The organism is Streptomyces sulfonofaciens, from assembly GCF_014656295.1.
GTDB lineage: Bacteria > Actinomycetota > Actinomycetes > Streptomycetales > Streptomycetaceae > Streptomyces > Streptomyces sulfonofaciens.
In genome coordinates, this window is sequence record NZ_BNCD01000002.1 from 146,644 (window position 1) to 164,305 (window position 17,662).

Sequence of the window (17,662 nt, forward strand, 5' to 3'; positions counted from 1 at the left end):
CTCACGCTTCCGGTACGCGTTGTACGCGTGTCCGCCCGGCCGCGGCTATGGGTCGTTCGAGCCGGCGGATGCGCTGCTGTGTGCGCCTCGTGCGCTGCGCTCGGCAGTCGAGCCGACGCTCCTGCCCGAGCACCGGGACCGCACGGGCCCGGCCCCGGGCGACCGCCTGGTGCCCCGGCACAGACACCAGGCATCCGCTACGACATGGGAAGAACCGACCGCCGCGAGAAGACACTTGTCGCCCTGCAACGGCCGGAAGGTCAAGGAACAGGCTTAGCTGATCCGGATCATGTTCCACGACAGCGGCGGCAGTGCGATGGCGAGTTCGCCGGCGTCGACGGCGAGATTCGCACCCGTACGGGGCACGACTCGACCAGGCTCGTCCTCGGTGTTCGCGGCCAGCGGGTCCGCACCGCCGATGTAGGTGTGAGCGGCCCGGCGCAGTCTCGGGACGGCGCGCAGGTCGACGGTCAACGGCAGGGTTTCGTGCTGGTCACGGTTGACCGCGAAGACCGTCACGCTGCCGTCGTCGCGCACTGCCACGGCGTCCAGTACGGGCACCTCGCCGAACCACGCGGTCTCGTAGGTCGGTGAGGTGATCACCGGTTGCAGCACCACCCCGCGGCCGTACCGACTTGTCAGGGCGAACGGATGGAAGGTCGTCTGCGGCCAGGCGGGGCCACCGGGTTCGGCACGGATCGCGCCGATCGCGTTGACCAACTGTGCCAGGCAGGCGATGCGCACCCGGTCGGCGTGCCGCAGCAGGCTGATCAGCATGTTGCCCACGACGACGGCGTCGACCAGGTTGTACTGATCCTCGATCAACCGCGGCGCCCGTTCCCACTCGCGTTCGACGGTCGTCTCCTGCGAGTACCACACGTTCCATTCGTCGAGCGAGAGGTTGACGCGTTTCGTGTGGCGGCCCTTTGCCCGTACGTAGTCGGCAGTGGCCACGACGGCGTCGATGTACCTGTCCATGTCGGTCGTGCAGGCGAGGAAGCTCGCGCGATCCCCCTTCCTCTCCTGGTAGTAGGAGTGCAGCGAGATGTAGTCGACGTGCTCGTAGCAGTGTTCCAGCGTCGTGGCATCCCACTCGGGGAACGTGGGCATCCGCCCACCGGACGATCCGCACGCCACGAGTTCGATGTCCGGGTCCACCAGCCGCATTGCCTGCGCCGCCTGGGCGGCCAGCCGCCCGTACTCGTCCGCGGTCTTGTGGCCCACCTGCCAGGGCCCGTCCATCTCGTTGCCGAGACACCACACCTTCACCGCGTGCGGGTCGGGCGCCCCGTTCTTGCGGCGTAGATCCGACCAGTACGTTCCTCCGGGGTGGTTGCAGTACTCGACGAGGCGGGCGGCCGCATCCGCCCCGCGGGTGCCGAGGTTCACCGCGAGCATCGGCTCCGAGCCGACCCGCCGGCTCCAGGTGCAGAACTCGTCCGTGCCGACGGCATTGCTCTCGATCGACTTCCACGGGAGGTTGAGCCGGGTGGGACGCGACTCCCGTGGGCCGATGCCATCCTCCCAGCGGTAACCCGACACGAAGTTCCCACCCGGGTACCGCAGGATCGGGACCCCCATCCCGGTGACGAGGTCTGCCACGTCGCCACGGAAACCGTGCTCATCGGCGGTCGGGTGCTCCGGCTCGTAGATGCCGCCGTACACGCACCGGCCGAGGTGCTCGACGAACGACCCGTACAGCCGCGGGTCGACTTCACCGACGACGAACGCGGGATCGACGACGAGGCGGGCATGGGACATGCGGATTCCTTACGTTGTAGGTGGGTCGGTCTCGGTCCCCGTGGATCGCACCCCCAGTTGCACCGCCCACCGTGCCCCCGGCACCCACCGGGGAGGGCATGAAGGCCGGGCGCAGGCGCCTTCAAGGACGAGGCGCCTGGCGAGGCAACCGCGTGAGGTGGCACCGCGGAGCCGTGTAGGCGATGGCTTCGCCCAGTCCCGAGGGGAAGGCGGCACGGCGGGCGGACCTCACGCCGCCTGCCTCACCGACATCACCGCCCACGGCGGGAGGTCGACGTCGATGTGGAGCACACCATCGTCGGGCACGGTCAGCGTGAATTGGCGGAGTGAGTCGGCGACCGCGCTCAAGTAGGTGCTCTCCGTCCGGGACAGGTTGACGGGGGATCCGAGACGGTGCCACGCCTCGGCGACGTTCCCGTGCTCCCAGTCCATGATCTCGACGAGGAACGCGGTCCCCGGTTCGAGTTCACCGATCGAGTGGCGGATCCTTCGGTCCGGGCCCATCCCGGCCAGCGCGCGCGTCGCCGGATACGAGTTCGCCGTGCCGAGTGCCTTCATGGCCATTTCGTCGGGGTAGTTGAAGAACAGCGCCGACACAGCCGATGTCCGGCTGTTCCGGGTGACGACGCCGTTGGGCGTCGCGAGGAGCAGCCGGTCGCCCAGCCGTCGGAGCATCGTGAACGCATGGAACGTGGGTTTGTGCAATCCGGCCTCGTTCACGAGACCGAACCCGCCGTGGAACGGTCCGAGTCCGGCACCGCCCTCCTCGAACACGTCCGTGAAGGTCCAGTAGGAGATCGAGTCGGCGAGCATGGCACATTTCAGGTACGTCCGCGTGATGAACGTGGCCGCGAACAGGGTGTCGTGCACGAAGTCGCGGGCGGACGGCGAGGTCGACCACTCCGTGATGTGGATCTCGGCGTCCGGATACGCGCTGTTCGCCACAAGATCACGAAGGAGGACCAGGTCGTCGAACGTCGCGTCGACGTATCGGGCGATGTGGACGCCCCGGCCGTCGGCGCCGTAGGCGAAGTCGGTCGGGTACAGATGGGTCGAGAGGAAGTCGACCGGGAGGCTGCGCTTCGCGCACCAGTCGATGAAGTCCTCGATCCACACCGGACGCCAGTCGAGTGCGTCGACGTCGGACGCGCCGGCCGTTCCGTGCATCGCCGAGCGGTCCTCGACCTCACCCTTGTAGCGGTCGTCGGGCACGAAGACGCTCGTCGCGGGCCCGCCCACCTTCAACTGGGAGTCGATCTTCTTGATCGCCGTCACGGTGTGCTCGTAGAGTTCGAAGTACTCCGTCTTCGTGCCCGTCCAGAAATGCGGAACCAGGTTCGGTTCGTTCCACACCTCGAATCGCCATTCGCGCACCTCCGCGAGACCGTACCTGTCGATCCAGTGCTCGACCGAACGCGTCACCAGCTCGACCCAGCGCGCCATGTCCTTGGGTGGACTGCAGTGAGCCCCCCACCAGAACACCGTCTCGTGTGCGGTCGCCAACTCGCGCGGCATGAATCCGAGTTCGACGAAGGGGCGGGCGCCGGACTCCAGGATGAAGTCGAACACCTTGTCGACGTAGCTGAAGGTGTACATCGGGGAGGCGAGCGGCGTGTTCGGGCCGAAGCCGTGGCCGTAGCTCTCCCGATACACGAACATGTCGTCGTGAAAGACGCCGTGGAAGCGGATGTAACGGAATCCGCAGGCATCGACGACCTCGCCGAACTGCTGTTGCCAGTCCGCGCGCAGTGCCTCGTTCGCCCGTCCGGCGCCGACGCACTCTGACCAGATGTGCGGGAGCGGGCTCTCGTCGCGCAGGTCGCCGTCGATGCGGATCCGAGATTCGCTCGGAGCGTGGTCGGTCATCGTCTCACATTCTTTGCGGAGTCGTTCATGAAGGATTTCTGCTTCGCGGCGGTACCGGCGTGCGCGCCGGTCCGGACGCCAGGTCGTGCGCGGGTGGCTGTCCACGCCGTCCGGGATCGATATCAGGTTGCCGAGACATCGCCCCTCAGCCCTTGACGGCGCCGAGCGACACGCCCGACTGCCAATACCGCTGCAGGCTGAGAAACGCGATGATCAGCGGCACGATGGTCAGCAGGGCTGCCGTGATCACGAGATTCTGGATGAGGGCACCGTTCCCCGCCGTCGAGCCCAGCTTGTTCCACTCGTTGAGCCCGATGGTCAGCGGATACCAGTTGGGATCCTTGAGCATGATCAACGGAAGGAAGTAGTTGTTCCAGATCGATACGAACGAGAAGAGCAGGACCGTCACGCTTGCCGGTGCGAGCATCGGGAGCGCGATCTGGACGAAGGTCCTGAACTCGCCGGCGCCGTCGACCTTTGCTGCGTCGAGCAGGTCCGTCGGTACGGCCTCGGCCGTGAACACCCACATCAGGTACAACCCGAAGGGGTTGACGAAACTCGGCACGAGAACGGCCCACGGGGTGTTGGTGATGCCGAAATGCGCGAACAGCAGGAACTGCGGGATCGCCAGGGCGATGCCAGGCACCGCGATCGATCCCAGGACGACGAAAAGCAGCAGGCGCTTGCCGATGAAGTGGAGCTTCGCCAGGGCGTACCCGCCGAGGGCGGCCAGGAACGTTGACACGGCCGCGCCCACGACGACGTAGACGACGGTGTTGAGAAGCCACCGGGAGAAAATCCCGTCCTGGAACCTGAACACCTCGACGATGTTGTCCCACAGAGCGAACCCGTGACCGGGCGCGAGCCCGAACGAGGAGACGAAGTCGGCCTGTGACTTGGTTGCGTTGATGACCAGCCACACGAGCGGCAGCAGGCAGTACAGGGCGGACAACCCCGTCATGACAGTGAGGGTCACGCTCTTCCTGGGGTTCTCCACGGTGTGGAGGCGACGGCGGCTGCGGGAATGACCAAACGATGTGCCGCGGGTCGCGATGCCGGATTCCCCTGTTTCCGTTCGCGTGCTAGTGATCGAAGGCATTTCTCAGTCCTCTGATCTGGACGGCGTAGGCGACCGCGATCGTGATCGCGGCCATGACGAGCGCGAGGGCTGCCGCATAGCCCTGCTGAGATCCCGTGAAGGCCAGGTTGTAGGCGTACAGGTTGGGCGTGTAGTGGGTGGTGATGCCGCTGTTGGCCACCATGGACGGCAGGATCTGCGGTTCGTTGAAGATCTGGAACGTACCGATGATCGAGAAGATGACCGCGATGACCAGGGAACTGCGCAGCGCCGGCAGCTTGATTCTGCGGACCACCTGGAACTCGCTCGCCCCGTCGAGTGCCGCGGCCTCGTACAACTCGCGCGGGACGGCCTTGAGCACGGCGTGGAAGATGAGCATGTTGAAGCCGGTGAACGCCCAGGTCACCATCATGCCGACGGAGAGGAGCGTGGTACTGGGCGCGAAGGGGTTGAGATCGGTGCCCAGAGCGTTGTTGAGGCTGCCGAACAGGCCGTACTTGACGCCCAGCATGAAGCCCCACATGAGAGTCGACACGACCGCCGGCACCGCATAGGGGAGGAACACCGACACCCGCACGAACTTGGCGCCGTGCAGACGCCCGGAGTCCAGTGCCAGCGCCAGCACCACGGCCAAGACCAGCATGACCGGCACCTGGACGAGTGTGAACCAGAAGACCCGGCCCACACCGTCCCAGAACTGCGCGTCCTGGAACAGCTTGGTGTAGTTGGCGAGCCCGGTGAACGTGTTGCCCCCGATGAGCTTCTGCTGGAAGAGGCTGAGGTATCCCGCGTAGACGACCGGCACGATGTACACGAGCACGAACAGCAGCCCGAAGGGCGCGATGAACGCCAGTCCGATCTGTTTCCTGCCGCGCTTTCTGGCCGGTGCCCGGTGTTGCGCTGTGTTCGACGACATCCCGGCGGTGGCGTCGAGACGTTTTGCGTGGCCCATGAGCGGTGTTCCTTTCGGTGCTTCGCCTTGCCGGGCTCGCTTTCTCATGCCGCCCTGACGGGGAACCGCTAGTCCACCTTGAAACCCTGCTCGTTGCCGTACTTGATCATGCGCTGCCTCCACTGCGCGAGGATTTCGGCGAGCGAGCCTTTGCCCGTGGTGTAGAACTGCGACACGAGGTCGCCGTAGGTCGATCGAGCCCACTCGAAGAACGGCGGGTACTGCCAGTCGCTCGCGACGCTCTTCGATGCCTTCGCCAACACGGGGCCGACCTTCTGGTCACCGAAGTACTTGTTGACCTTGCTCTGGGAGTCCGTGCTCGCCAGTACCGACGTGTTCGGCACGAAGGCACCCGCGTCGACGCGTTTCGCGAGGCCACCGCCGTGGGTGAAGTACTTCAGGAACTTGAACGCCGCGTCCTTGTGCGCGGCGGCAGCCGGGACACCGAAGCTGCTTCCGCCGTTCTCGGCCCCCACCTCGTCGCCCCGGTGCCACTGCGGCATCGGCGCAACCCTGAAGTCACCCGCGGCCTTGGGTGCACGCTGCGGCAGTGACGAGGTCAGCCAGCCGCCCATGATCTGGGAGGCGAGGGTTCCGTCGTTGAGCGTGCGGTTCCAGTCGTCGGACCACGCCGTGACCTTGGTGTTGAGCAAGTTCTGGTCGAGCATCTTCTGCCAGAACGCCACGGCCCTGGTCGTGCCGGGCTCCGTGAAGTCGATGTGCACCTTGTTGCCGTCCACCTTGAACGGGCGGCCGCCGGCCTGCCAGATCAGCGAGAGCAGGAAGAAGAGGTCCCCGGTGTCCTGGGCGATGTAGTAGTCGCCACCGAGCGCGCGAACCTTCTTGGCGTCGTTGTAGTACTCGTCCCACGTGGCCGGCGGTTCTTTCACCCCCGCCTTCCTGAGGGTGGCCTCGTTGTAGAACATGACCGAAGGACCGTAATCAGAAGGCAGTGCGTAGACCTTGCCATCGACTGTCACATCGTTCCACGAGGCGTCGATGTAGTCCTTCTTAAGATTCTTGGCGCCGAATTCCACGAGATCTTCGAGCTTGCCGGGGATGGCGAAGTAGGGCACCGCGAAGTACTCGAACATGGCGAGGTCCGGCACGCCGGAACCGGCCTGGATCGCATTGTCGAGCGCCGTGTACTCGTCGTACGACGAACCGGCGTTGACCACCTTGATCTTGATATTCGGGTTCGCCGCCTCGAAACCGGGAACGGCCCTCGCGACGGTGTCGTCCCAACTCCAGACCGTGAGCTTCACCTGGTTGTTGCCGCCATCTGCCGCCCCACTCGAGCAAGCGCCCAGTACGAGCATCAGCCCGAGCGCCGCGGAAAGGGACCTTGCTTTCTTGCGGGACCTCATGAGCCGCCTCCTCCTTGAGATGACTCGAAAGTATTTCGCATCTTTTTCGGAGCTCGTGGCAAGGTACTCGGCGCCGTCGAGGAGCGTCAAGGAATCTGACGCGATGGACGTCGAGGGCGGGACGTGTGTAACGTGCGCAGGCATACGAAAATGTTTCGGACGCGGACGGAGTCACGATGAGTCAGCGAGCTCGTTCCAAACGAGCCACCCTCGCGGATGTCGCCCGGCTGGCCGGTGTCTCACCGGCGACCGCCTCGAAGGTCCTCAACGGGCGCAGCGACGTGGGGGCGAACACGCGCGACCTCGTGCTCGGTGTCATCGCCGAGCTCGGCTACAAGCCGACGACGGCACGACAGGATCTGCAGCGGGAGCGGACGCTCGTCACCGTGCTCGACTTCGTCGAGTCCCGCTACGCCGGGACGGTGCTGCAAGGGATCCTCACGGCCGCGACCGCTGCGCAGGCCGAACTCCTGCTACGTCTGCCGCCCGACGGCTGGACCGGCACAAGCCGTACAGCGGCCCGTGCCCGGATCGCGGAGTTGCAGGGGTCAGGAGTCGTCGGCATCGTCGCGCTCGCCGTCGCCGTGCCCGACTCGGTGCTCATGGCCGCGGAGGACGCCGATCTGCCGGTGGTGACGATCGACCCCATCGACACCACCGACTCGCGTGTCGTCAGCATCGGCTCCACCAACTGGGCGGGCGGTCGCTCGGCGACGGAGCACGTCATCGGACTGGGCCACCGCAGGATCGCCTGGATCGGCGGCCCGCTGGGATCCACTCCCTCGGCGGAACGCTTCCACGGGTACCAGGCCGCGCTGCACTCGGCGGGCATCACGCCGGACAGCGCGCTGATCCGCCACGACACGTTCTCCGTCGAAGCGGGGCGTCGGCACGGGCATGACATGCTGGCGCTGCCCGAGCGGCCCACCGCGATCGTCGCGGGCAACGACGAAATCGCCGTCGGCGTGCTCGCGGCGGCCAACGAACTGCGCATCACCGTCCCGGGGGACCTGTCCGTCACAGGGTTCGACGACACGCCGCAGGCCCAATGGACGACTCCGCGGCTGACGTCCGTCGGGCAGCCCCTCGTCGGGATGGGCCGGATGGCCGTCGAGACCGCCCTCGGCATGGCGGACGGCGTGCAGCCCGTCTCCCGGCACCTCCAGTTGGCGACCACCCTCAACGTCCGTGACTCCACGGGCCCTGCCGCATGACCCGGTCCGCTCCGTCCCGGACGTCCGTCACGCGGCGGTGACCACACGACGGGGAGCCGTGCCCGTCGGACGGTGTCACCGCTGTTCCGGCGCCGTGTGCCATCGGTACGGCCGGTTCGGGCCGGACACGGGGCGTTGATCAGCTCGGGCCCCCGGCGCCGGCGCCCGGCCGCCGCTCGATCTCCGCTGCCGGGAACGGTGTCTGCTTGCTCCTGGTGAGCAGACGGCGGTGGAAGGAGTCCAGGACGACGGCAGAGCGGGCGTGCCGGTCGATGAAGGCCGTGATCTCGGGCGGGACGCCGCCGGGCCGCCGGCCCGCGATCCAGTCGTGCAGGAAGACTTCGTGCTCCGTGTCACCGCGCACACCGTCGAGCACGTGGTGTCGGAGCAGGTGGCTCGCGGTGTAGCAGTGGTCGTACGCGAGGTGGTCCGAGAGGAAGTCGGACTCGTCCGCCGAAAGGTCGAAGCGGGAGCTCAGGGCGAGCCCGAAATCAGCGAAGTAGAGCTGGCGGCCATCGGTCAGGATGTTGGCGAAGTGGGCATCGAAGTGGACAAGTCCGCGGGAACTCATGAAGGCAGCTCCGCCCGTCAGGGCTTCCTCCACCCAGCGCAGGAGCGAGCCGTCCCCGCCATCCGGCACGCCGGTCCTGCCGTGGTCGGCCAGCCATCCGGCGAGTGTCTGCGGCACGTGCTCCAGGAAGAGCACCAGGCTGAACGAGGACCGGCCGATGGCCTCAAGCCGGTCCCGAACGGCCGGTGAACCCTCCCAGTGCGCAACGGCCCCCTCCAGGCCCCCGAACTCGTCGGTGAATCCTTCGGGAGGCGAGTCCGGCAGCACCCGCCAGTGGTACATCAGGGGAAATCCCGCGTACTCGTCGCCGAGAACCCAGTTCGTGGTCATGGTGTGCACGGCAAGCTCCCGCCAGGCACCGAACCCGGCCGAGCCCACCCCGTACTGGTAGTACATCGGCAGTTCGAAGATGTTCGCCGTCGACCGTGCGTTCTCCGGGCGCAGTTCGGTGTCCGTCAACGGAATCCGCTTGACGAAGACGCGCGCTCCGCCGACGTCCAGCTCCGCCGACCTGCCGCCGATGCCCGACCCGAGCGGGGTAGCGGCTGCCACGACCTCCCCGAGCCGGTGGTCGCTCAGTAAGGAGAGCTGAGTGCTCACGGTCCCGTAACCAGCCAGGCGCGCGGCACGCAGCACATTCCGGTCCGGCATCGTCGGCTCCTCGGTGCCCGAACCATGGCGTCGGCGCATCCCACGTACGGCACCGACCTTACGCCGAAAGGTCGGCCACTGAGTCTTTCCCCACCCGGACGGCGAGGGCCGAAGTGGTGGCTCGCGGCGCTCCGGTGGACATCGCAGCGCTGCGTTGACCAGGATGACTGCCGTGTCCGAGAGCGCCATCCAGGTAGCCGACCATGACCCGAGCTGGCCCCGGCAGGCCGCTTGCGCCATGAACGCACTCCGGGCAGCGGCACCTGGGCTCTTCGTGGGGATCGAGCACATCGGCTCGACGGCTGTCCCGGGACTGGCGGCCAAGCCCGTCATCGATCTGATGGCCGCCGTCCATGGCCTCACGCACGCCGCGCCCCACCAGGCGGCGCTCGCCGACCTCGGCTTTCACCCGCACGACAACGGGATGACTGACCGGCTGCTGTACGTCCGCGCAGACGGCGGAGTCCGCAGCCATGTCCTGCACGTGGTGACCTTGGACAGTTGGCCTACCCGGAACCAGCGGATCCTCCGGGACCATCTGCGCGCCCATCCCGAGGAAGCGACCCGGTACGCGCAGCTCAAGCGGGAGATCGTCGCCGCTGGTGCAGGACCGGGTGAGTATGCGCGAGCCAAGACGGCGCTGGTGCAGGAACTCACCGACCGTGCTCGCGCGCAACTCGGTCTGCCATCGGTGCCCGTGTGGGAGAAGCAGTGAGCTTGTTGTTCAACGTCCCGTCGCTCGTGCCTCGGACGCCGGTGATGCCGGAATGATGTGGAGCCCTGGCCGGCAGGTCTGGATCAAGGTCCCGGGGAGAGTCGTGCTCGCCCGGTCGCTGGTGTGGCTCGCTGCCGACGAGGACTCGTCCCACGTCGTGGCGGGGTGCAGGCCGGCGGTTCTTCGATCCGGGTGGGCGTCCTGGGCCGGGGCGGGTGGCTTTCGGTGCACCGGCCGGCGAACCGGTCGTCGTGCGGAGGTTCCGAAACTCGCGCCGGACCCGGGCCGGGGTGAGCTTGTAGGGTGGCGCTGGTTTCTCCCACGGCCGTCGCAGGTCGGTGGCGAGGGGGCGGGCGAGGCGGAGCTCGGTGTGGGCGGTGATGATCAGCCACGTCCAGCGGCCGGCGGCTGCGGAGTCGCGCAGTCGGGGCCGGGTCCAGCCGAGGGTCTGCTTGAGCATGCGGAACGTGTGCTCGATGTCGAAGCGCCGCAGGAACGCCTGCCAGCAGCGGTCGACGTCGGCTTCGGTTGCGCCGGTGCGCGACCACCACAGCCAGACCGGCTTGTTCACCCCGTCGGACGGCAGATGCTCGACCGACAGGCGGATGACGGTGCCCTCGATGATCGGCAGCGGCCCGACGTGGTCGAGCCAGGCGGCCCGCCGGGTCAGCCTCGGGTGCAGTCGGTCCCAGGCCCGCGCGGTGGCCTGGCCGTAGAGCCGAGTGTCGGTGACCGTGACGGCCCGCTCCTCGCCCCAGGTGGCGGGATCGCCGAGGACGAACTCCCCGCCGTGCTTGGGCGGCCGACCGCCCTTGGGGTCGTAGACCCGCGGCGGGGTCGGCCGGCGCATCACCCGGCCCGACCGCGTCCGGCCCAGGATCTCGACCGGCAGGCCGACCAGCAGGTGAGCGATGCGCAGGGCCGTCGTATCCGGCATCCAGCACGATGAGGATCTCCGGATCGCCCTCGGCCCACTGGCCTGCGGCGATTGAGGCGTTCAACGACCTCGCGGATCTGGTCGGTCGTGGCGGCGGCCCCGTCCGCACCGGGGGCGAGCCGGACCGCGTCCAACAGAGCGGACCAGGAGGTGCGGCCGGTCTCCAGGGCGACGACGACCGAGTACGGCCAGCCGGGCATCATCTGGTGCTTGGCGTTGCCACGGCCGTAGGTGCGACAGAACGATCGGTCCGGCACGGTGCCTGCGTCGGGCCGCAGCCACGGCGATTCGTCCACCGCCAGGACCAGCCGCCCGCCGGCCGCCCGCGGCAGCGGCACCCCGGCAAGACCGCCGCAGCCGCGCGATGTCGAGCCCGCCGCGGTTGAGGTAGGCATAGAGGGCACCGTGGCCCCGACCGTGTTCGGGTGCCAGCGCGAGATCGACCAGCGACCGCACCGGTCCAGGTGCACAGCACCGCGTCGGTCAGCTCGAACAGCGCGTCGGCGCGTGCGGTCAGGCAGTCGTAGAAGTCGGTCCGGAACCGGGACAACACGGCCAGGGACTCGACGCGGACAGCGTCGTGCAGCAGACTCACCCTCGCGGCCTTGGCATGATCAATAGCGTCTCGACAACGCACATGATCACACCAAGGCCGCACCGCTGTCGCACCGATCCCAGAGGCCGATGTCATGTCTCCCGCCGATCTGGCCCGCGGGTGGGGATACGACCTGCGGCGACAAGATGGAATGAGACTCAGGACGCCGCAAACCCCAGCTAGGGTCGGAGTTTCCGTGCCTGTGGGTCGAAGCAGTTGAGGCCCATCGACGAAGCGACCCCTGCCGCATAAGCAGAGGCCTCCTCGGCCATACTCCAGCGCATGGGGAAGTAGATCAGCGGGCCGCGGGCCTCACCGATCAGCGGCCCGGTCGACCACGGTGAGGTGTCGTCCTCGTCCTCGGTGAGGTCCGGCCACTGCTCCAGGAGCACGGCAACGAAGGCCTCTATGCGTTCCACCGGAGCAACCGCAGGCTCCTCCGTGTCGATGTACCGGTCATACAGATCGGTGAAGCAACGGGCCGCAGCAGCGTCATCCGCCGGCCGCTCCCCCTCCCACACAGCAAGGTCATAGCTCATGGGCGCAGCCTCCCACCCCTCACTGACAACAGCACTCAAAGGCTGAGACGTTAAACAACAAGCTCAGTGCGTGTTTCTGATCCCATGCTTCTTGATCTCGAGGCGTCGATGTTGCCAGGTCATGAGTGGCGGCGCATCTGCCCGAAGTGTTGCTGGACTGGGCGTATCTCCCCATGCCACGTTCGAAGCCGTAAAGGAACCGGCTACGGAGGACTGGGAATGCTGGTGACGGAGTTCAGCACGGACGTCGTGGCGGCGCTGGAGCGGTTCGCGCTGTGGGAAGAGGCCACGGCACGGTCGCACATGCGCAATCTGATGCGCAGCAATGACCAGGACGACTTCCGTGCCAGGATGCGTGGCCTGGACCTGGGCGAGGTGCAGGTGTCCGCTCTGGCCTACCCGCATCTGGGGATAATGCGGACGGCGAAGCTGATACGGCAGTCGGACCCGGAGGTATACCTGATCAACTACTTTCTCGCCGGGGACGGGGCCATCTCCCTGGACGGGAGCGACACCACGCTGCACACCGGTGACCTCGTAGTGACGGACAGCAGCATTCCCTATCGCGGAGACGTCCACGCAAGCCCGAACAGATGGTCTCATGTGACCGTGCACTTTCCTCGTAGCCTGCTTCCGTTACCGGAAAGGCGAGTGCGCCCCCTACTCGCGGTCCCGATCAGCGGCCGCAACGGTATGGGCGGAGTTTTCACCCGGTGGCTGACTGACCTCAACACACGCGATGCCGACGACTTCGACTCCGCCGACATCCCCACTCTCGCCTCGGTCACCCTGGACCTCCTAGCGTCCGTTATCGCCCGCTGCCTGGACGCCGAAGCCGCACTGACCCCAGAGGCCCGCAGAAACGCCCTACGCGCTCAGATCAGCGCCTTCGTCGAGCAGCACCTCGCCGACCCGGCCCTGAACCCCCAGACGGTCGCGGACGCCCACCACGTCTCCCTGCGCCACCTCCAGCAGCTCCTCGCCGCCGACGGCACCTCACCGGCAGCCTGGATACGCCACCGACGACTGGAACGCTGCCGCCTCGACCTGGCCAACTCCCGCCTCCGCGCCGTCCCGGTCCAGGCCATAGCCGCACGCTGGGGCTTCGCCGACCCGGCACACTTCAGCCGCCTCTTCCGAGCCACCTACGGCATCCCACCCCGCGACTACAGACACCTGTCGGCTGTGACGTGCGCGAATTGCCAACACCCCTGCGCGCAATGACAAAGCCGGGTGCTGTCGCCCTCGACATCCTGGATAGCGAACAGCCAGGCATCAACTTCTCTCGACAAGGAGCCGGTACATGCGTTTTCACCGAACCCTCGTGACCGCCGTTCTCGGCAGTACCCTCGCTCTTGGTTCTGTCGCGCTGCCCGCTCACGCGACCCCGGCGCAGGTGTCCGCCCCCTCGGGTCCTTCTGCAGCGCGATGGATCAACACCACGAACGAGTACTTCTTCGAGTATCAGTGCGATAACGTGGGCGACTCCATGGTCCCGCAATACTACCAGGACTGGGATTGCCGGTACGGCAGCCTGACATCGTACTATCAGTTGTGGGTCTTGACGTACTGACACCCGGTTCGAACAGCTTGGCCTATGGTGGCGGCACAGGAAATCCGTGAGGCCGCCGTCGATTTGTCTGAGTGCGCGTTTCTGATCTCATGGTTCGTAACGCGCCTGGTGAAGGGATCGCTGGGCCCGTTATGGAGGGGCGAGTCCGAGAGCGAGTGCGGGTGGAGCTGAAGAAACCTGCGGACGGTGCGGTCACAGTCTGGGATCGCGTGAGAAGCCTGATTCCGAGCGCGGTGTGACGCACTGAGGTCTTTCAGCGTTGGCGTTCCAGAGTGAGGACGGTTTTGGCGATTGACGTCATTTGATGCGGGCTGCATCGCGCTCTGCGGAAGATCCACCAGGACTTCAGACGGGCAACGCCACGCTCGACCGGGGCTCGCGCCTTTGACAGGGCCCGGTTGACGGTCTGCTGGGTGAGCGCCAGTTCTCCTCTCGCAGGCCGTCTGGCCGGTGTGGTCACCCATGCACCGGCACCGATGTAGGCGCGGTCGGCCAGGATCGGCACCCCCTGGCGCTCGCAGATCCTGATGATCCGGTGAGCGCGGGCCGCGGTGAGGTCGTGGCAGCGCCCCGGCGGGGCTGGGGACAACCACAGCACCTCGCCGTCAGGGGCGGTGACCACTTGGACGTTCACCCCTGCCGGGGGACGAACTCGGGCTCTGCCTGGCGCAGGGCGCGCAGCAGACCGGGCGCGCGGTCGGCCAGTAGATCGATGACCGAGGTGGTGTAGGCGTGTGCGGTGCCCACCGAGATGCCGAACCCGGCGGCGATCCGTGCGAGGGGCTCGTGCTTGCGCAGGTACGCCAGAGCGACCAGGGCGCGCTGGTGTGGGGGGAGCTTGCAGCGACGGTCACCCTCGCGGGTGACGATCAGCATTGCGAGCCATTCGACGAGCGCGTGGGGCAGGTCGAGTGCGGCAGGATGAGGGGCCAACAATGCTCCTGAGCCTGCTGGGTTGAGCCTTTGAACACCTCTGTCAACGGCACAGGAACCTTGTTCGTTCTGGCCACGAGGCCCGTCACCCGAGTGGTGGCCACGCTGGAAGACCTCAATGTCTGGTCGGGCGGGTGCCCTCGGGCGCATGCGTTCGGGCCGACTGTGAACGGTCGGCCCGAGCAGTCCTGCGTAGGGCGGTGCCTACGGTGCCGGCCGGCCTGGTCGGTCACCTACGTGGCGGGGACTTCCCTCGTGAGACGCGAGGACCAGTCGCACCAGACCAGGCCGGGCAGGAAAGGGTCGCCGGCTTCGTCGACGTACGGGATGGTCGCGTCACAGACTTCGATGTGCTGGTCGAAGAATTCCGTGGTGTCGGGGTTGATGTGGTAGCTCCAGCGCGGGTTGTAGACGGCCGTCCGCTTGATGATCCGCGCGGCCAGATGGGGACGGTCGGTGGTCTGCCCGTTGACGAGCTCCCGGGCGTGCTCGATGGTCCCGGGCTTGGTCAGCTTGACGACGAACTCCTCCCGCGTGATGTCGGTCATCACGAAGTACGGGGCGCTCCCGGCGGCGGCGCGGCCGGGCTGGTTGCTGAGGGTGTTGGCCTCGGAGGGCTGTGCTGTGGTGAAGGCCAGCAGGCCGACGGCGGCCAGGCCGGCCGCCTTGGTGAGCACGCGTTGCGTGGGGTTCTCCTCGGTCCGGGCGTCGTAGATTGGACGACGAACACAAGAAGTATTGGATCAGTTACATATTGTATTTTGGAAGCAGAACTGATGTCGCAAGGGTGACGACCCCCGGCCCGCCCTGTCGGCCTCGGGGCATTCGTCGGTGGCGTGTTTGTCGCGCAGGAACGGCAGGCCGGGGAGCAGTCGGGTGGCCCAGGAACGCCCTGAGACAGCGCGCGGTTGCCCGCTGGACCGTGAAGCTGAGCCGGTTGCGGGATCGCCGCTTCGCCCCGTTCGGCTCCAGGTCCGCGTCCTCCAAGGCGCGGGCCCCGGTCGAGCGTGGCGTTGCCCGTCTGAAGTCCTGGCGGATCTTCCGCAGAGCGCGATGCAGCCCGAATCGGATGACGTCAATCGCCAAAGCCGTCCTCACTCTGGAGCGCCAACGCTGAAAGACCTCACTGTGCACCGCGGGCATGTCACGTGAGTCGGGGCTGTGCCTGTATGCGCCGCTGCTGAAATTTGGTCGTGATCGCGGACGTGGGTCCCCTATCGTCTGGTCATGCAGATTGTCGTGACGCTGGACTGTGTCGACACCGAAGCGCAATCGGAGTTTTGGCTCGCTGCGCTCGCGCCGCTGGAGTACCGGCGTGCCTTCGACGCACCTCCCTACCTCAGCATCACTGGGCACGCTTCGTCGCCGACCCTGCTCTTGCAGAAGGTTCCGGAGCGGAAGGGCGGCAAGAACCGGATGCATCTCGACCTTGACGTCGGCACCGCCGATTTGGCCGCGGAGGTCGACCGACTCGAACGGCTCGGGGCCCGACAGCTCTCCGGAGAACAGGCTGAACACGGTTTCCGCTGGGTTGTACTCGCTGATCCGGAAGGCAATGAATTCTGTTTGTTTGTTCCTCCTTCGGCCGAGTAATCGGCGACGAACGGTTGGGCTGACGAGATCGCCGTCCAGCCGTTCCAGAACGTCACAGATGAGTGGTCCTGACACAGCTTCTGAGTGCGAGTGACGTGCAGCCGGTGGCGGAGGCCGGTTACCTTGGCCACTTGGGGGTGGCGCCTTTTCGGGCGAGCCGTCTGGTCATGAGGGTGACGGCGGCCCAGGTGATCAGCGTCTCGGAGTGCGGGACGAGCCGTTCGTAGTCCCGAGCGTGGCCGGTCGGGGCGGCCGGGACGCGCAGGGGAAGCGGACGGCGCAGGACGCGGCAGTGCGCGGCGTGCGCCGTCCCCCGTCCGTCAGGCTGCGATGGCCCGGCTCATCGTGTCGGCTCGCAGTGCCGCCGACTTGCGCAGGTCACTGGTGAACACCACCCGGGACAGCCAGCGTGAGCGCCCCGGAGGCAGCGGGTCGAAGGCGTCGCGCGCGTGCGCGCAGCGGAAGTTGTCCACGTAGACGAACTCACCCGCCTGGAGGGTGATCGTCACCTTGTTCCGCTCAAGGTGTTCCCTGAGCCGCTCCAGGGCACTGAGTTCGACGCCGGAGTACTGCGTGAGATCCATCGCGGCGAAATTGACCCTCAGATAAGGCCGGTCCGGCCGGCCGAAGAAGACGGGCTTCAGGTCGTCGGGGCGTGCCTCCACGTTCTCGTGGATGGGGTTGTGCCGGATGGCGAACCTGGGCTGGAAGAGAGCCTCCCGCTCCTGGGGCTTCAGATTGTCGATGCCGTCCACGCAGGACACCGTCGTCCCCGCCTGCTCGTCGTTGCGCATGCAGACGAGGCCGAGGAAGTCGGCCCGAGCCTCGTGGAACGCGTCCTCGACATGGAATCCGAAGTCGAACGTGGAACCCGAGCTCGAATTGGAGACGCCGGCCAGGCTCGGGAGGGGGGCGACCGTGTTGTACACGCTGCCGGCCCGCTGCGAGGTGAAGCCGATGGCCTCGCCGAGCAGCGACCCGTACAGGCCGTGCAGCACCTGCGCCTCATTGATCCGGTACCCGGGCTCGATCTCGATGTGCCGTGTCGGCGTGGGCTCGGCGCCGTTCAGCAGCACCGGGCTACCGACGACATGAAGCACACTCTCGGCTTCGTGCCGTTTGAAGTCGTAGAGGGTCTCTCTCACCCGGCGAGGCAGCTCGTGGGCGAGCACGGCGGCCTTTTCTAAGAAGAAGAACTGATCGGTCATGCGGGGATCCGCGAGGATCTCCTCCAGCAGTTCCCGCGTCTTCGCCGCCTCCTCGGACGTGAGCTCGAGTCGAAGAACTTCAGTAGCCATTAGCGGCCTTTCTCGTCGT

General features: G+C 66.8%; 13 protein-coding genes and 4 pseudogenes. 5 read left to right on the forward strand and 12 right to left on the reverse strand.

Annotated elements, in window-relative coordinates; all coding sequences use genetic code 11:
- Positions 1-273 precede the first annotated feature (273 nt).
- The 5 genes from arfA to IE313_RS03655 all read right to left on the reverse strand — a co-directional run bounded on the left by arfA (position 274) and on the right by IE313_RS03655 (position 7,024).
- Entirely contained in the window at positions 274-1,761 is a 1,488-nt protein-coding gene (arfA, locus tag IE313_RS03635) for an arabinosylfuranosidase ArfA (protein WP_189929422.1), read from the reverse strand.
- 228 nt (positions 1,762-1,989) lie between these two features.
- Complete coding sequence (locus IE313_RS03640; RefSeq protein ID WP_189929423.1) at positions 1,990-3,627, reverse strand: GH39 family glycosyl hydrolase; 1,638 nt, start codon at positions 3,625-3,627, stop codon at positions 1,990-1,992.
- 145 nt (positions 3,628-3,772) lie between these two features.
- A complete protein-coding gene (locus IE313_RS03645; protein WP_229924354.1) occupies positions 3,773-4,726 on the reverse strand; it encodes a carbohydrate ABC transporter permease in 954 nt (317 codons plus the stop codon).
- Positions 4,710-5,621 (reverse strand): carbohydrate ABC transporter permease, encoded by a 912-nt coding sequence (locus IE313_RS03650; RefSeq protein WP_373316922.1) that lies wholly within the window; start codon positions 5,619-5,621, stop codon positions 4,710-4,712. Before IE313_RS03650 ends, IE313_RS03645 begins: the two co-directional genes overlap by 17 nt.
- Before the next feature lie 104 nt (positions 5,622-5,725).
- On the reverse strand, positions 5,726-7,024 hold the full coding sequence (locus IE313_RS03655; protein WP_189929425.1) for an ABC transporter substrate-binding protein: 1,299 nt from the start codon (positions 7,022-7,024) through the stop codon (positions 5,726-5,728).
- Between the two features lie 176 nt (positions 7,025-7,200).
- Between IE313_RS03655 and IE313_RS03660 the strand changes: the two genes are divergently transcribed.
- Positions 7,201-8,238 (forward strand): LacI family DNA-binding transcriptional regulator, encoded by a 1,038-nt coding sequence (locus IE313_RS03660; RefSeq protein ID WP_189929426.1) that lies wholly within the window; start codon positions 7,201-7,203, stop codon positions 8,236-8,238.
- 139 nt (positions 8,239-8,377) lie between these two features.
- On the opposite strand, the gene IE313_RS03665 is transcribed toward IE313_RS03660, so the two are convergent.
- Complete coding sequence (locus IE313_RS03665; protein ID WP_189929427.1) at positions 8,378-9,460, reverse strand: protein kinase family protein; 1,083 nt, start codon at positions 9,458-9,460, stop codon at positions 8,378-8,380.
- Positions 9,461-9,623: 163 nt separating this feature from the next.
- On the opposite strand from IE313_RS03665, the gene IE313_RS03670 reads away from it, so the two are divergent.
- A complete protein-coding gene (locus IE313_RS03670) occupies positions 9,624-10,175 on the forward strand; it encodes a GrpB family protein (RefSeq protein ID WP_189929428.1) in 552 nt (183 codons plus the stop codon).
- A 103-nt stretch (positions 10,176-10,278) separates the two neighbouring features.
- Here the strand turns inward: IE313_RS03670 and IE313_RS03675 are convergent.
- Positions 10,279-11,707 (reverse strand): annotated as a pseudogene (locus tag IE313_RS03675) (NF041680 family putative transposase); the annotation flags it as partial.
- A gap of 179 nt (positions 11,708-11,886) precedes the next feature.
- A complete protein-coding gene (locus tag IE313_RS03680) occupies positions 11,887-12,246 on the reverse strand; it encodes a hypothetical protein (RefSeq protein WP_189929429.1) in 360 nt (119 codons plus the stop codon).
- A 219-nt stretch (positions 12,247-12,465) separates the two neighbouring features.
- Between IE313_RS03680 and IE313_RS03685 the strand changes: the two genes are divergently transcribed.
- Positions 12,466-13,470, forward strand: a complete 1,005-nt coding sequence (locus IE313_RS03685) for an AraC-like ligand-binding domain-containing protein (RefSeq protein WP_189929430.1) — start codon at positions 12,466-12,468, stop codon at positions 13,468-13,470.
- A 602-nt stretch (positions 13,471-14,072) separates the two neighbouring features.
- On the opposite strand, the pseudogene IE313_RS03690 reads toward IE313_RS03685, so the two are convergent.
- Positions 14,073-14,752: pseudogene (locus IE313_RS03690) on the reverse strand (transposase).
- A 233-nt stretch (positions 14,753-14,985) separates the two neighbouring features.
- Positions 14,986-15,429 carry a BP74-related protein gene (locus IE313_RS03695; RefSeq protein ID WP_229924355.1) on the reverse strand — a complete coding sequence of 148 codons (444 nt, stop codon included), beginning with the start codon at positions 15,427-15,429 and terminating at the stop codon, positions 14,986-14,988.
- 305 nt (positions 15,430-15,734) lie between these two features.
- Between IE313_RS03695 and IE313_RS03700 the strand changes: the two are divergent.
- Positions 15,735-15,869, forward strand: a pseudogene (locus tag IE313_RS03700) (IS5/IS1182 family transposase); the annotation flags it as partial.
- A gap of 110 nt (positions 15,870-15,979) precedes the next feature.
- Positions 15,980-16,345 carry a VOC family protein gene (locus IE313_RS03705; protein ID WP_189929431.1) on the forward strand — a complete coding sequence of 122 codons (366 nt, stop codon included), beginning with the start codon at positions 15,980-15,982 and terminating at the stop codon, positions 16,343-16,345.
- Between the two features lie 136 nt (positions 16,346-16,481).
- Here the strand turns inward: IE313_RS03705 and IE313_RS36295 are convergent.
- Positions 16,482-16,583 (reverse strand): annotated as a pseudogene (locus tag IE313_RS36295) (IS5-like element IS4811 family transposase); the annotation flags it as partial.
- Positions 16,584-16,665: 82 nt separating this feature from the next.
- Positions 16,666-17,643: a TauD/TfdA family dioxygenase gene (locus tag IE313_RS03710; protein WP_189929432.1), complete on the reverse strand. Its 978-nt coding sequence runs from the start codon at positions 17,641-17,643 to the stop codon at positions 16,666-16,668.
- Between the last annotated feature and the right edge of the window lie 19 nt (positions 17,644-17,662).